At 44.7% G+C, this 15,302-nt stretch carries 12 protein-coding genes; 4 read left to right on the top strand and 8 right to left on the bottom strand.

The genetic code is table 11. The features are described 5' to 3' along the window. Positions 1 to 44: 44 nt before the first annotated feature. Both RGU72_RS20450 and RGU72_RS20445 read right to left on the bottom strand, forming a co-directional pair. Positions 45 to 323 (bottom strand): hypothetical protein, encoded by a 279-nt coding sequence (locus RGU72_RS20450; RefSeq protein ID WP_322121501.1) that lies wholly within the window; start codon positions 321 to 323, stop codon positions 45 to 47. Continuing rightward, complete coding sequence (locus RGU72_RS20445; protein ID WP_322121500.1) at positions 320 to 1,312, bottom strand: ParA family protein; 993 nt, start codon at positions 1,310 to 1,312, stop codon at positions 320 to 322. Before RGU72_RS20445 ends, RGU72_RS20450 begins: the two co-directional genes overlap by 4 nt. Before the next feature lie 485 nt (positions 1,313 to 1,797). Between RGU72_RS20445 and RGU72_RS20440 the strand changes: the two genes are divergently transcribed. The 3 genes from RGU72_RS20440 to RGU72_RS20430 are packed head-to-tail and all read left to right on the top strand — an operon-like array spanning position 1,798 to position 4,802. Then, positions 1,798 to 2,565: a transporter substrate-binding domain-containing protein gene (locus tag RGU72_RS20440; RefSeq protein ID WP_322121499.1), complete on the top strand. Its 768-nt coding sequence runs from the start codon at positions 1,798 to 1,800 to the stop codon at positions 2,563 to 2,565. 51 nt (positions 2,566 to 2,616) lie between these two features. Further along, positions 2,617 to 3,681: a 23S rRNA (adenine(1618)-N(6))-methyltransferase RlmF gene (rlmF, locus tag RGU72_RS20435; RefSeq protein WP_322121498.1), complete on the top strand. Its 1,065-nt coding sequence runs from the start codon at positions 2,617 to 2,619 to the stop codon at positions 3,679 to 3,681. Beyond that, on the top strand, positions 3,678 to 4,802 hold the full coding sequence (locus RGU72_RS20430) for an acyltransferase (RefSeq protein ID WP_322121497.1): 1,125 nt from the start codon (positions 3,678 to 3,680) through the stop codon (positions 4,800 to 4,802). Before rlmF ends, RGU72_RS20430 begins: the two co-directional genes overlap by 4 nt. 246 nt (positions 4,803 to 5,048) lie before the next feature. On the opposite strand, the gene RGU72_RS20425 is transcribed toward RGU72_RS20430, so the two are convergent. Then, on the bottom strand, positions 5,049 to 6,884 hold the full coding sequence (locus RGU72_RS20425; protein ID WP_322121496.1) for a DUF885 domain-containing protein: 1,836 nt from the start codon (positions 6,882 to 6,884) through the stop codon (positions 5,049 to 5,051). A gap of 374 nt (positions 6,885 to 7,258) precedes the next feature. Next, on the bottom strand, positions 7,259 to 9,691 hold the full coding sequence (locus tag RGU72_RS20420; protein ID WP_322121495.1) for a PAS domain-containing sensor histidine kinase: 2,433 nt from the start codon (positions 9,689 to 9,691) through the stop codon (positions 7,259 to 7,261). Between the two features lie 486 nt (positions 9,692 to 10,177). Between RGU72_RS20420 and RGU72_RS20415 the strand changes: the two genes are divergently transcribed. Then, a complete protein-coding gene (locus RGU72_RS20415; RefSeq protein WP_322121494.1) occupies positions 10,178 to 10,846 on the top strand; it encodes a hypothetical protein in 669 nt (222 codons plus the stop codon). Positions 10,847 to 10,957: 111 nt separating this feature from the next. On the opposite strand, the gene maiA is transcribed toward RGU72_RS20415, so the two are convergent. The 4 genes from maiA to RGU72_RS20395 form a co-directional block, all read right to left on the bottom strand. Next, the gene (gene maiA / locus RGU72_RS20410; protein ID WP_322121493.1) at positions 10,958 to 11,641 is read right to left on the bottom strand and encodes a maleylacetoacetate isomerase; all 684 of its coding nucleotides are present in this window, start codon (positions 11,639 to 11,641) and stop codon (positions 10,958 to 10,960) included. A gap of 114 nt (positions 11,642 to 11,755) precedes the next feature. Beyond that, positions 11,756 to 12,457: a fumarylacetoacetate hydrolase family protein gene (locus RGU72_RS20405; protein ID WP_322121492.1), complete on the bottom strand. Its 702-nt coding sequence runs from the start codon at positions 12,455 to 12,457 to the stop codon at positions 11,756 to 11,758. A gap of 47 nt (positions 12,458 to 12,504) precedes the next feature. Next, positions 12,505 to 13,851: a DUF349 domain-containing protein gene (locus RGU72_RS20400; RefSeq protein ID WP_322121491.1), complete on the bottom strand. Its 1,347-nt coding sequence runs from the start codon at positions 13,849 to 13,851 to the stop codon at positions 12,505 to 12,507. Next, the gene (locus RGU72_RS20395; RefSeq protein WP_322121490.1) at positions 13,848 to 15,116 is read right to left on the bottom strand and encodes a hypothetical protein; all 1,269 of its coding nucleotides are present in this window, start codon (positions 15,114 to 15,116) and stop codon (positions 13,848 to 13,850) included. Before RGU72_RS20395 ends, RGU72_RS20400 begins: the two co-directional genes overlap by 4 nt. Positions 15,117 to 15,302 lie beyond the last annotated feature (186 nt).

The raw sequence follows: 15,302 nt of genomic DNA, 5'->3' as shown, positions 1-15,302 counted from the left end.
TCTAAATTGAATATATGTTCATGGATAGCTGCGTGGCCGTATCCTTAACCTTGATATTCTTTTTGCACTAGGTCAATAAATTGGTCTGGCTTAAGCCTTTTTTTGATTAGTTCACAAGCCGTTAGGAAGTCTTTCCTATTGATTAATTCATCGATATGCTCTGTATTGTCAAGAGTTTGAGAGCATCCTTTTAAAAATTGCTCCCACGTTGCGGGTCTTTTTCCAGCTATGTTTTGTGAATTTCTCGAAACACCTGCACCAATGACTATTACGCAACGTCTTCTACCTATTGCTTGCACTAATTCAATTGGCCAATGAATCATTGAGAAATTCTTTCATAGAATTTTTGGGAAATACTATGAAAAAATTCACCTGCCTCTGTAACCCGTGAATATTGAGAACCAACAATTCCGTCTTTAGATCCAAGATCAAAAATCGGTGCATGCGCTTGTTGCGATAACGGGACTACACTACTTAATGTTGGTATCACACCTAAATCAACCATTTCTGGATTCACATTGAAAAATAAGCAAAGATTATTAATTTCTTTTGTCTGCTTTTCGATTATTCGCTCGAATGCCATGACGGGTTGGCGAGTTCCACCTTTGCTTTTCGCCTGATATTGCTGCATTACAAATCCTAAAAATTTTAAACTCCAACTGACATCATGATTTTGAATTTGAAATGCACAACCTTCTTGCTTTTGATGCCGTTCAATTGCATCGTTTAAACCAGTCATCCAATTTTGAAATGATTTAATTATATTTTCTACTGCCATCAGACTAAAAATATCAACTGAAAGCGGCATGACGAAATAGTCTACGGCTAACAATACTGACCTGTTCAATGCACCTAAAGATGGTCCCATATCAACAAGCACGAGATCATAGTTTCCCAAGCGACTAATTAATTCTTTGATCGCGTATGTAGTTTGAAATCCTCTAGGATCTCCATTTTTTGTTGACGCCCAATCGGTAGCTAATAAATCCTCACGAATTGACAACTTAGGATCGCCAACGATTAAATCAACGCAGAATCTAGTACTTCTAACAATTGTAGGCAGTTCTGTTGGATATCCTTGCCCACGACGGACGGGTTCATAAAACGAATCTAAACTATAGTGGGTATCGTCTAATAAAATCCCCTCCAATTCATCATCATTAAGCAAATACGCCGAAGCATTACATTGTGGATCTGCATCAATAATTAATACCTTCTGATTTTTTACCTTTGACAATGATGCCGCCAAATTACATATCAAAGTAGTTTTACCAACTCCACCTTTGTTATTAAAAAATCCAATACTTTTCATGACGATCCTTCAAAAACGTTCTGATTGATTTGGTTTCTATTTTCAGAATCACCTACGAAAAACTCAGTAGAAATCGCGAAAAAAAGAATTGAGATAAATATATTTCATGAAATTATAGCAATGATTTTGATTTCGCCAGTAGATCCTTTTTGGCAAATCTCAGCTATGAGCTTACCAATACATATTTCTTAAACCGCAATAAAAATCTCAACAATCATATTTTTATTCCAGTGGTTCAACAAATTCTGATTTTTGCCTACAGACACTCCCAGTAATTTTGCTGTCAATATGAAATAAAAGAGTTGCAGTATGCTCCAAAGTTTTTGCGTCATTGGCACATTTAGGAGCATAAATCATGTTCCGTAAATAGTTCGATTACTTTGATTAAGCCCAGCACCCGGGTAAAAGTCGGTCTTCCAACGCAAATCCAAAGTTGCGTCGCGCATTGCGATGTGACATAGTAATCGGGACATAGTTAAACTATTTTGAGTAAGACGATCAATTGTCACTCCGGATATCAAATGGCTCTTTCCCGAATATCACTGCTCACCCTGTTCCTTCTCTTTGCTAAATTTGCCGCGCCTGCCTTTGGTGGCGAGTTGGTGGTCATTGAAAAAGAAGAGATCACCAAAAAAACAGCCGATGGTGCATTTGTCGGACGCTTTCAGACCGATCTTGGGAAGCTATTGGCAGAGCAAATGGGGCGTACTCTCATAGTTCTTGATCTGCCTCGTAAGCGATTTTCTCCTGCGTTAAAATCAGGTAGTGGTGATATTCTTTGCGGCTTTATTCCGCCTTGGATGCCGGGTGATTTTGATTGGAGTCAGTCATTTATTCCCGTGGCGGACATCGTCATATCTGTCAGTAGTGTGCCTAAACCTGCTTCTATCCAAGATTTAAAAAATAAGCGTATAGGTACGGTATTAGGCTTTACTTACCCCGAACTAGAAAATGAATTAGGTAAAAATTTTTTACGTGATGATGCCCCGTCGATTGACTCATCTTTGCGCAAGTTAATGGCTGGTCGCTTTGATTATATGACGACGACCATGTCAAATTTAAATGAACATCTCAGGCTGGGCGATCTTTCTGTTACGCTCAATCCCCCTTTAATCATTAAGCAGTTCAACACAAAATGTGCTGTCTCTAAAAACGGTCGGGTCAAACTGAGTGAGCTTAATAAAGCGATTGATGCGATTGTGAAGAACGGGGAATTTGCTAAGCTGTTAGCACGCTACCGACCAGAACATTAATAAGAAAAATCTTAACTGGGATTAAATTCCGGTTAAAAAACTCCTCCTACAATGATAAAAATTACGCCACCATCAGGCACGGCCAATAGCAGCCATCACTTGCACCCACGGAATCGACATCAAGGTCACTATGACTTTGCCAGATTGACGCCATTGGATGCTGAGCTGGCAATGCTGGTGAGCACCAACGCGCATCAAAAAACACCGCAACAACCGCAACAGCAAACACATCAACAAACCACCATAGACTTTACTAATCCTGTCGCAGTAAAAGCCCTCAACCGAGCGTTGCTTAAGGATTATTACGGTATTCAGGGCTGGGATATTCCGGCACATAATTTATGTCCACCTATACCAGGGCGCGCGGATTATCTGCATTATCTTGCCGATCTGCTGGCATCTGGCAACGCTGGAAAAATACCAAAAGGGTCAGCGGTACAAGTGTTAGATATTGGTGTGGGCGCTAGCTGTATTTATCCGCTGATCGGCAATAAGGAATATGGCTGGCATTTTGTCGGTACTGATATCAACTCGGAATCAATCACCAATGCGCAGACGATTTTAGAGGCAAATCCTGCGATGAAATCAACAATACAATTGCGCTTGCAAACCTCGGCCAATACGATTTTTAAAGGCGTCGTTAGCAATGATGATTGGTTTGATCTGAGCTTATGTAACCCACCTTTTCATAGCTCCGTCAAAGAAGCTAGCGCCGGGACGCAACGTAAATGGGAAAATCTTGGTAAAGAAGCTGCAAGTACGCCCACTATAACCTCAGTAAACATAGCAAACTCGCTAGCATCTACAACATCGCCATTACTCAATTTTGGTGGGCACGATGCCGAGCTCTGGTGCCCAGGTGGAGAACTGGTATTCATACAGCGTATGATTAAAGAAAGCGCTCAGATACCAACGCGCTGCTTTTGGTTTAGTAGTTTGGTGTCCAAATCAGCCAACCTGCCGGGTATTTATGCAGCACTAAAACAAGCTGGCGTACATGACAGTAAAACCATCGCGATGGTTCAGGGGCAAAAACAAAGTCGCTTTGTTGCATGGACTTTTCTTAACACTAGCCAACAGACGGCCTGGCGCAAATTACGTTGGTCAAAAGCGTGACTGATTTTTCTCTCCACAAATACCAGACGCTTGATGGCATACGCGGTGTTGCCGCCTTGCTGATTGTGTTATTTCATACTGCGGATTATTTTGGTCAGGTGTACTTCCCTGAGAGCTATCTGGCGGTAGATTTATTTTTTGTCTTAAGCGGTTTTGTCATCGCTAAAGCCTATTCGCAACGGCTGGCCGATGGTTTATCCGCCGGCGGGTTTATGCGATTGCGACTGATCCGGCTTTACCCTTTGTACGCGTTAGCCACTGTGCTGGGAATTGTGTCGTTCGCGGCTAGTGTGTTGGCAGGGAAGAATGCCGCACAGTGGAGTACCAGCGATTTAGTGATTAACTCGGGGTTGGCGATATTGCTGCTGCCCTCACCTTTTACACCCCAGTTATATGCGATCAATGCGCCATCCTGGTCGCTATTTTTTGAACTTATCGCCAATGCTTTGTATGCGGTCTTGCACCGTTTTTTGAACACGAGCATCTTGCTATTAACGATCGCCATTTCTGCCATCGCTTTGCTAGCTTGCACGGTACATTTTGGCAGCCTCGATGTAGGTTACAAGTGGACCCATGCGGTGGGCGGAATACCCCGAGTACTGTATTCATTTTGTATGGGTCTATTGATTGCGCGGCTGAGTGGTGTACAAGGCGGTGTGCAAGGTGGTGCGCAGGGTAACGATGCTCCTTTGCGCGATGCATCAAGGCGTGTATTGGCGGACTTTAAACTTCCATCATCCATACTACTTTTATTGACGCTGCTGACTCTGTCCGTGACACCGACTGACGCCATCCGTCCCTGGTATGACTTGGGTGCGGTGCTCATTTTATTTCCCTTGATTGTTGTGCTCGCCGCCAGATCCGAACCTCGCTCTCTTGGTCTGAAAAAAATCTGCGTTTTTCTCGGGGCAATCAGTTACGCGATATATGTTTTGCATGTGCCGATATTTATTTTAGTCACCATCGCTAGTAAAAAAATGGGGCTACATGATCTTGCCGACTTTGCGCCATTCTCTGGTGTGCTGTTGTTACTGGTGTTGGTCTGTTTTGCCCGGATCGCGGATCGAGTGTATGACCAGGCGATGCGGCGATGGCTGGGGCAATTTCTGACGAGAGACTAGATTAGAAAGCTAATTCAGAACTAGATTCAGCGATCAATCTGATCGCAAACATGATCAAGCATCTAGCGATTTATTAAACTTCAGCATTAACAACGCAACTCGCACAAATATATACTCCTATTAAGTATATTTAGATCGTCCATACAATTACTGGTCTGGCGGCTATTTTTAATAAAATTAATGGGGAGTATATTCTGCCTCATCTGCAAACATCACCTTTAAACTTCAGCTTTAAACTTGGCTTTATTAGCCGTCGGGATGATCCACATTAACGGCATACGGACTTTTCCCACCTTCTGCAATAAAGCGATCAATCCGTGCTTCCAATACCGGCAACGGCACCGAGCCAAGTTGTAATACCGTGTCGTGAAAAGCACGCAGATCAAACTTATCTTTTAAGGCCGCCTCTGCTTTGTGGCGAGCTTTCCAGATCGCCATCTCTCCCAAATAATATGACAGCGCCTGTGCTGGCCATGAGATATAACGATCAACTTCGGTTTCTATTTCATGTTCGGATAAGGCGGTGTTCTCATGCAAATAGCTTTGTGCCTGCGCCCGAGTCCAGGCTTTGGCATGGATACCCGTGTCCACCACCAAACGCGCGGCGCGCCAGGCTTGGTAGCTGAGCATGCCAAAGCTTTCGTAAGCAGTTTCATACATGCCCATCTCTGTACCTAAACGCTCGGCATATAAAGCCCAGCCCTCGCCATAGGCTGAGATATAGCCTTGCCGAAACTTTGGACGATGCTTTTGCTCCATCGCGATCGGCATTTGGAAGGCGTGGCCCGGAGCGGATTCATGCAAGGTCAGCGCCGGCAAACTATACAAAGCCCGCGACGGCAAGTCGTAGGTATTCACCAGATAAATGCCAGGGCCACCACGACCCGATGTATAAAACGGTGCCTGATCATCTGGTACGGGAGTAATTGCAAAACGCATACGCGGCAAATAACCGAAAAAATTAGCCGCTTTGCCGTCAAACTTTTTAGCGATATAGGCAGCGCGCATTAATAAGTCTTGCGGCGTCTTTGCATAAAACTGAGGGTCGGTACGTAAAAAAGTAAGGAACGCAGGCAAGTCACCTTTAAATCCTGTTTGTTGAATGACGGCTGACATTTCCTGGCGAATTTTTGCCATCTCGGTCAGTCCGATTTGATGTATCTGGTCTGGTGATAAATCCAGTGTGGTGAACTCTTGTATCTTTGCTTGGTAATACGCCTTGCCATCTGGCAGGCTCTCGGCACTCAGCTCATTACGCGCTTTGGGGAAATATTCTGTCTGCAAAAAAACCAGTAGCTCTTTATGGGCAGGAATCACCAAATCCTGAATCACCTTTATACCTTCAGCACGTAGCTGATTTTGCTGATCCGCGCTAAGTGTCGCAGGCATGTTCTTGAACGGCGTGTAGAACACCGTGTCTTGTACCGTCTTGGCGTCGATCACGGACGCAACCGAAGCATCGCGTCCCAGCAAAGTCACTTTAGGTGGCGTAAAGCCACGCTGCAATCCTGCCCGCATATTGCTAATATTTTCTGAAAAATAGCGGGGCACATCTTTTAACTGGGCGATGTAATTACGATAGTCAAGCAAGCTGAATAAAGGTTTTCTGGCGGCGTAGGTCAGGTCGGACCAAAAGGCAGAATCGGCGTTCAAGGGTTTTTGATATTCCATCAATATCTGGTCATTCAGCAAGGCTTTGATCTGGGCGCGATATACGGCGTAATTGATCTGATCTTCCGTCGATAAGGCTAGAGGATTGATCTTGTCTAACTGGCGTATAACATCCGACCAATACACCAACTTTGCGTGCTGTACCACAGCACCGACCTTGGGTAAACCTGAACTGACACCACGATCGTTATCTTCGTCAAACTCACCAGTCTGCGCCTGCCGCCACGCAGCTTCTTTTGTGTAGATTGCTTTGAATTGCTGTGCGATTTTAGAGTCGGGCTTAAGGTCAGGCTTGAAGTGAGGCTTGAGGTTGAGCGTGGTCAACTGATCTGCGGCAAACGATGGTAGTGATGTCGCTGATAATAGTGAAGTCGATACCAGATAAAAAAATGCAACTGAAAAACGGTTCATTATTTCTCTCAAAAAAGGTGCTACCGAGAATTAGCGCCCGGCAATATCAAAATAAAACAGGGTTGCGGAAAAATAGAGAGGGGAAGAAAACATACTCAGCATCTGTGTGTCTGTGTGTTCTTACATCCCCAGATATCTACACCTCTGAGGTAAGGTCTTTTTCTAAACTTGCACCAGATTTAGCATCATCAAATATCATATACTCCCCCGCGTTTTATGGAAAATACCTGAATTGACCAGTAATTACTTGGACAAATAAATATACTTACCATGAGTATATTAATATAAGCAGAATATAGCCGAATTAGCTAAGCAAATAAAATAGACGAATAAGCTGCCTGAAAAATGTGTGAAAGAGGTACGAGATGTGTGACTTAAAGATCAATCACTTCCGGCTCTACATCAGAGGACATCGCTGGTGCGGACAATGGCAGCAAGATAGTAAAGCTAGTTCCTTCACCGACTTTGCTATCGAGGTGGATAGAGCCACCCAGGACACCTGTCACCAGGTTGTACACAATATGCATACCAAGTCCTGATCCGCCCTGCCCTAATTTAGTGGTAAAAAACGGATCGAAAACGCGCTTTTGATCTAGCTCCGGAATACCAACGCCGTTATCAGCAAAAACAATTTCAACATGCTGATCGTCTACCAGCCGGCTGGTAATCTGTATTTCACCCTTAATTTCACCTTTATCTATTCCATCAAAGCCATGGTTGAGCGCATTGCTCATAAAATTAGTTAATATCTGTCCTAGTGGTCCGGGAAAACTATCCATAACAATGCCCGGACTAAACTCAGTCAGCAGACTCAGCTCCTGCTTATTAAACATCGGTGCCAGGGTTGTGATGACTTCATCCAAAGAAGTTTTTAGATCAAATAACCGTCGCTGATTACTCGCCTGATCAACTGCGACTTGCTTAAAGCTGCGTATAAGTTCGCGCGCGATACCAAGGGTTTTCATTAGCAGTGCAGTGCCCGTGGTTGCGCTTTGCAAATACTCGTCCAAACCAGAGCGCCGCAATTTTCCTGCCACTACCTCATTCAATAGTTCTTTAGTTTTATCCTGTAAGGTGCTGGCGACAGTGACGCTATTACCGATAGGCGTGTTGAGTTCATGCGCGACACCGGCAACTAGAGAACCCAGGGCGGCCATTTTCTCAGAGCGTATCAATTCATCTTGCGCATATCGTAATGATTCCATAGCTTCCGCCAATTCGATATTGGCTTGCTCAAGCTTCAAGGTTCGCAACCGGACGCGGGCCTCTAACTGCACGGTCATGTCACGTATCTCTTGCTCTGCCTGATACTGTCTGGTAACGTCCAGTAAACTAAAGATGAAGACTTTATTACCCGCCATATCAAACAAGCGCGCAGATAACAGGCAAGTCAACACTCGACCATCGTAACGCCGGTGCAACATCTCAAAACTATCTACCCGACCCTCATTTAACAAAAGCTGCATCATTACAGTACGTTGCTCAGGCTTATCCCAAAATGATAATTCAACTGCAGTGCGTCCGATCACCAAATCGCGCGGGAACCCAAACTGCTTGAGCCAGATATCATTCACCTCAATCACTGTCTTAGCCTCAACATCGACCAAGCCAAGAGGGATTGGTGACAACTGAAAAATCGTCGAATATTTATGTTCGTTTTCACGTAATAAGCGTTCGGCATCAGCTCGTGCATGTTCGGTTGCGAGTTCCTGCTCAATATTTTGTGAGGCTATTAATAAATAGGTTTCATTTTCAGATTCAAATTTAGCACCAGAAACGCGGCATTGAAAAATGTGCCCATCCTGATGACGAAAGGATATGTGCATATTCCTTACTTCACCATCTCGATTAATCAGCTCTACTAATTTATTCCTTTGCTCAATCTCTGCCCATAAATTGATATCGGCAGACGTTACACCGATGACTTCATCTCTGGACCAGCCGGAAAGCGACTTCCAATTACGATTGACGTCAATGTAATAACCATCTCTCATCCTAGTCACGGTCAAGGTCACAGGTACCAGTTGGAATACTTTCTCAAACAGCGCCTTGCGTTCTTGCAAAACACTTTCTGCATGCTTGCGCACATCCATTTCTATTTGCATCGCGTGCAGGGCTGCTTCAGTATTTTTTTGCTGATCGACAATTGCGGCGATCAGCAACATCATCCCAATACTGAGATCGATCAAACTGGTCGCAGCAAGATCCCAAAAGATAAAAATATCTTCCATCGAAAAAACAGGAAAACCAATAAATAGAGTACCTCTTATCAAGATCAGCAAAAAGAGAATAAGGTGACCCAAATTAGACCTAATCTGATGCATACGCAAAAAACTAAGTGCGGACGCAAAAAGTAATCCACCGCAATACAAATGCGTCAAAAAGTCAGGCCAGATCAATTCAGGAAAAACTAATTGGGTACCAATACTCCAGATCGAAACAACGCCAGAACAAACGATAATCCGCTTACTAAATATGGGCAGATCAATAAACAGACGGGTGCCCATCCAGAAAAAACTAGCGAACCCGATAAAGAAAAAATCGACACCGGTCGCGCTGATATAAGTTTGAATTACTGTGGGCTGGAATAAAGAGTCCTGAAACAAAGAGAGCTTAAATACAGCAGGTTGAAATACCGCAATCAGTCCGAGAAAATATCTAACGCCGACACATGCATAAGCAATCATCCAAAAACGAGTCGCACGCTTACAAACTCCAATATGCTGCAAGTACATCAGTACCAGCACCATCAATGCACTGATACTGACTGATAGAAAGCTAGTAACTGTTAAAAGAGAGAGTGGCATAAAAATTCTGCGAAGAGAAATATTAACCAGAAAAAAATGAATGCCATCAATTAAGATTGATAGTCAGATATTGATCGAACAAGTACGGCGCCTTCTAGTAGCAAACTTAACTGAGTCTAAACGGGTGAAGAGGTAGAAGCAAGTCGCACCGCAATGCAACAGTCGCTGGCGACAACATATGTTCGGATCCTATCGATCAATCTTCAGCTGAATTATCACGACTGACGCTTTAATAAGATAAATCATATTTTTACACCTGCGTCACAGCTGGTTTAAGTACCTCAGCTATGTCAGTACCATGTTCGTTACCCTATCGCCGCTCCTCGCAGCTCCATTGATAATGTTGAATCAATGCTAAAAATTTGATGCTAAACGCGAAATTTAGTTGTCATTTTAAAAAAAATGTACTTACTCTTGATTATCGTCATTGCTTCACATAAGATGAAGTAAGAAAAAAATTTAACCCAAGCAACAGGGAGAAAACTGATGAAGTCTCAACACAGTAAGATGCCCGGCTTGTTGGCTCAAATGCATGTTCAACCCCACATGCAAACGCCAATACCTTATCAGTGGCTGGTCTCTGGTATTGGATTAGAAGAAGTAAAAAAAACAGATGTCGGCGCTTACTTGTTGGATGATTTGATATCTAGCTGCTCTGTGAGCAAAAGCGATGATGACTTGATAGACTTCCTTGATGAAGATAGCGACGTCGAAGACCCCAAATTGGGAGCGATTCCCTGGAAAATTCTAATCGCCGATGATGACAGCAACGTGCATGACACAACCTTGCTCGCGCTGAGCGGAGTGCAAATACATGGTAGACCGCTAGAATTTTTACACGCGTATTCGGCAAGAGAAGCAAGACAAGTAATTGTTGATCACGGCGATATCGCGCTAGTGTTGCTTGATGTCGTAATGGAGACCGTGGATGCGGGTCTGAAGCTGGTGAGCGTTATCCGTAATGAGCTGGGAAGAGATAATCTGCGCATTGTGCTGCGAACCGGGCAACCAGGTTATGCGCCAGAAAAAGTAGTCAATCATGAATTGGCAATTGATGGCTATACCACCAAATCAAAACTGACCCGCTCTATTTTGATTTCGGTTCTGACAGATACCTTGGGAGTAGCCTTCCCCAAGCAAGACCTGCCAAATTAAGCTGTATAGATAACGGCCTCAATAAAAAAAGACTGCTGAGTAAATCAGCAGTCTTTTTTTATTTCCCGACCAATAACGAGCCAACCCAGACAGCCATGCTATTTAATAAAACTATTCAGCGTCTGGCTGCATCGCTGGTGATGCATCGATAAAAGCGGGGATACTGAGGCAATGCTGATTGATTTTTGTCAAAGTAGGCATTTGACTAAGATCGCAATTGAAACGCTGTGCATTAAAAATCTGCGGTATCAGACAACAATCTGCCAGCGTTGGCGTATCACCAAAACAGAACAACCCGGTACGCGGATCGCCTGCTAATTTTTTTTCTAAGACCATCAATCCAGGCTCGCACCAATGTTTGTACCAAGCCGTCTTTTGCTCATCGCTCACGCCTAAGTTTGCACTCAAATATTTTAGTACCCGCAAATTATTTACGGGGTGGATTTCACATGCGATTGCCAGCGCGAATGCACGTATATGGGCACGGGCTATAGCCTCTTTTGGTAATAGCGGAATCGCGGGATAAACCTCTTCCAGATATTCTATGATCGCCAATGACTGTGTAAGCGAGTTTGTCAGCGAGGATGCAGTGTCCCCGCTGTCGTCAGTCGATTGATCTGGCAAAAAAGCGGGTACTAAGGCATCGGGATTCAGCGAACGAAATTGTTCAGAAAATTGTTCACCACCGTTTTTTACCAAATGCACAGGTATCGATTGGTAATCGAGTCCCTTGAGATTCAATGCAATCCGCACCCGATAAGATGCAGAACTGCGAAAGTAGCCATATAGTTTCATGAGATATCGGATTGGATAATCAGTTTGATATTAAGGTTGATATTAAGGTTGATATGAAGGTTGAATATCAAGGTTGATATTGAGATCGATGTTCGCTTAGGCAGCTTACTCACCCTAATCAGCTTTAGCCATGCGTACTTTGAGGTCGCCCAGACCCTCAATACTTGCCTCCATCAAATCTCCAATCTTGACCGGACCGACGCCTTCAGGTGTGCCAGAGTAGATCAAGTCACCCTCTTGCAACTCATAAAACGTAGACAGTGTCGAAATCACTTCAGCGACATTCCAGATGAGTTTTTTGATATCGCTGTCTTGCTTTTGTACGCCATTTACATCCAGATGGATATTGCCCTGCTCAATCCAGCCAGTGTCGGCAATCGGATGCAACGGTGAGATTGGTGCAGAGAAATCAAATCCTTTTGCGGTATCCCAAGGGCGCCCTTGGTCTTTGGATTCTGCTTGCAAATCGCGTCTGGTCATATCCAAACCAACGGCGTAACCCCAGACATGTCCGGCAGCGGCTTCGACTGTAATATTTTTACCGCCTTTACCAATAGCGACCACCAGCTCAACTTCATAATGCAAATTATTGGTCATGCCGGGATAAGGCATCTCGCCGGTTTGTCCATAGGCGACTGGCAGCACGGCATCGGCTGGTTTCATAAAAAAGAATGGTGCTTCGCGACCAGTCCAGCCCATTTCTTTGGCATGCTCAACATAGTTACGGCCAACACAGTAAATTCTATGAACAGGAAAAAGCAGCTCAGAATTAGCGACAGGTACGCTCACAACTTTAGGTGGAAATAAATAAGACATGATTTTTCTCACTAATAATTAATCAGGCAATCTTAAATTAGGTAATCTCAAGTAAGGTTAAGCATCAACAGCTTATCCAGGCGCTGCCGTTGGGTTTGGTCTAACAGTACCGGCAAACTACACAAACGGTGCAACTGCTCTTTGGCAGCATCTGCGTTATTGCCAGACCTGAGCGCTGCTTGCAATACATCTACTTGAATTTGCAGGCGTGTTCTCGCCAGTTCTGGTGGGCTATCAATACTATTTAAAATCTCTAATTGCAAAATACTTTGTGCTGCCGAGTCCGCATTTTTTTGCAGCAGATTGGCATAGGAGGCGTCACTATGTTGTACTGCCTGACTAATCGCCGCAAACCGCTTATCTAATTCTGAATCTAATTTACCTGGTAACTTAGTTGATGGCTTTGCTGTCAGTGTTGCCTGAGATGATAATTGCTGCCATTCCGCCGAGAGTTGTGACATCAGCGTTTGTGCCTTACTCGTATCCTCTACAAAAGCTGCCTCTAGCTGCTGACACAAACGAAGCTTCACTTGTAGCAGCTTTTTACCAGCTTGACTTTTTTCATCATGTGCTTGCTGTAAAAGTCGTTTTAGTTGCGCGACGGCGTTCTCATAACGGCGGTCAATTTCATTCTCTTCACCACGCGGCACATACCCGATTGAGCGCCAGGTATTTGCCGCCTCTTGCAATAATTGTTTGATTGCTGATTCGGACAAAGCGTCTGCCGACGGCGCTTGCTCTAAGCTCGTACACAAAGTTTGTTTGGCTTGTAGATTAGCCTTACGTTCCGCATCTGCACTGTCAGACACCGCTTTGCGTTGCGCAAACAAGCCATCGCAGGCTGCGCGGAATTTCTCCCATAATGCTTGCTCATCTTTACGACGCAAAGGCAAAGCTTGCGCCTGCTCTTGCCAGCGCACTTGTAAGGCACGCAACTGATCAACCGATTCACGCTGCTGCGGATCGAGGGCGGCGACTTGCGCAATTAATTGCTCACGCGATGCGATTTCCGCTTTTCTTTGCTGCTCCAAGGGCTGTGATAAGGACTGATAAATTGCATAAAATTGTCCATCAACCCGAGCTTTATTTTTGCGATCAACCGCAGATAATGTTTGCCAGGTTTGCTTCATCTGCATCGCAGTTTGCGAGATGACTTTCCAATCTGGTGCTGTCTGTATTGTCTGCAATAAGGCATCAGCAGTAATGCGCCACTCGCTTAGTTGCAGTTCAGCCTTTTCCAAATTAACTTTGCGCTCTTCTGCTAATTGCTGAAAATAAGCAGCAGCCGGTGCATAGGCCAGATTGCAGGCGGTATCAAAGCGATCCCAGATTTCTCTAGCCGCACCGCCAGTGCTAGCTTCTAAAGACTTCCAGCGCTCACGTAAGCCGCTCACTTTTTTGCCAGATCATCAGGTTCCAATTCTTTTGATGGCAATTCTTCTGCCGCTTTGATCAATTCATCGCGGGAGATACTGCCCCCCCATTTGGCCCATGACAGTAATCGTCCAAGCTCGCTCTGGACTTTGAATAAACGCTCTTTTTGCTCTGAATTTAAGCCAGTGTGTTTGAGATCAACGCCTCGCAACACCTCACGCTCCAATTTTTGCGCCAGCAATGCACTACCCTGCTCTAAGGCTGCCTCCATATCTTGGATTGCTGCCAAAATTTTCTCCGTACTGACCTGCACCAGCTTGACAGGTTTAGTCTTTGATGAAGGCATCGTAATTTGCCCAGGTTTTTCGGTCGATGTTGGATCAGTATGCATTGCATTAGCAGACGCTACCTCAACGCTGTCTGAAGTTTCAGCAGCGACAAATTCTGTGCTTGCTTCAATCGTCGTAGCCACAGGTGCTGACACTGGTGCTGATATGGTGGTTTTAGCCTCTGCTACTTTTTGCTTTTGCAGTTGCGTCCATTGCTCACGTGCGGCCTGCATTTTATACGTGAAGTCTGCCAGCAAATTTTTAGGTAAAGCCACAGCTTCTGGCTGTTGCAAGCATAAATCAAAGGCTTGCTGCCATACATCCAACTGAGCGCCATGGGCGTCGTCAGCAATCCCTTGGGATATGGTCAAATGCTGTACCAGATCCAGCACCTGTCTTTGCAGCGTCGTCTGTGCCTGCAAGCGTGTTTGCAATATCGTGTAGTGGGCATCAAATTCTGCTTTTAAAGCATCGGGAAAATGTTTGAGGCCTGCCACCAACTTATCCAGATCAGCAATTTGCTGCGGAATCAAACTAGCTTGCAAACCCAACTGCTGCGCTTGATTGATACAGCGCAAAGCTAACTGTTGCTGCTGATCTGCTTGCGCCAGCACATCCAAACGTGCCTGCATCAGTTTGGCAACACGCTTATCTGTATTGCGCATTGCGCTCAGTACTTTTTGCAGCGCGGCTGCGCTGTGTACGTAATTAGCCGCTTTAAAACGACCGTCAGCAAAATCACATGCTAATAACAAGCTAACGATTGCGTCTTCTGCACCGGGATTGCTTGCCAGGCTCTCTATCTTAGCCAAGGTAGCGGCACGCGCCTGGACAATTTGTTGCTGTTGATCTGCTTTGGCAACGCTCGCCAGGCTGGCAGCGTTAGCGGCGGCTAAATTGCTATTGGCAGAGGAAGATGTTGCTTTAGGTTTGCGCTTAAAAAGGAAATCGAACATGAGTGTTTGGATTGGTAGGTGGGCAAAAACTGCATGATAGCAAGATTCGGCCGAATTCGGCTGGATTCGACTGGGGGGCTTGGGGTTAGGCTAGATGAAGCACTCACTCTGCCAATTCAGTATTTTCAGCAATTAAGCTTGCACCAACATCTGTCAGTTGTTGTAGATATTCTCACCACGCACGAA

Origin of the sequence: Undibacterium sp. 5I1 (assembly GCF_034314085.1) — a bacterium.
GTDB lineage: Bacteria > Pseudomonadota > Gammaproteobacteria > Burkholderiales > Burkholderiaceae_D > Undibacterium.
Note: the sequence above shows the minus strand (reverse complement) of the source record. Positions and strands in the feature narration are given on the sequence as shown.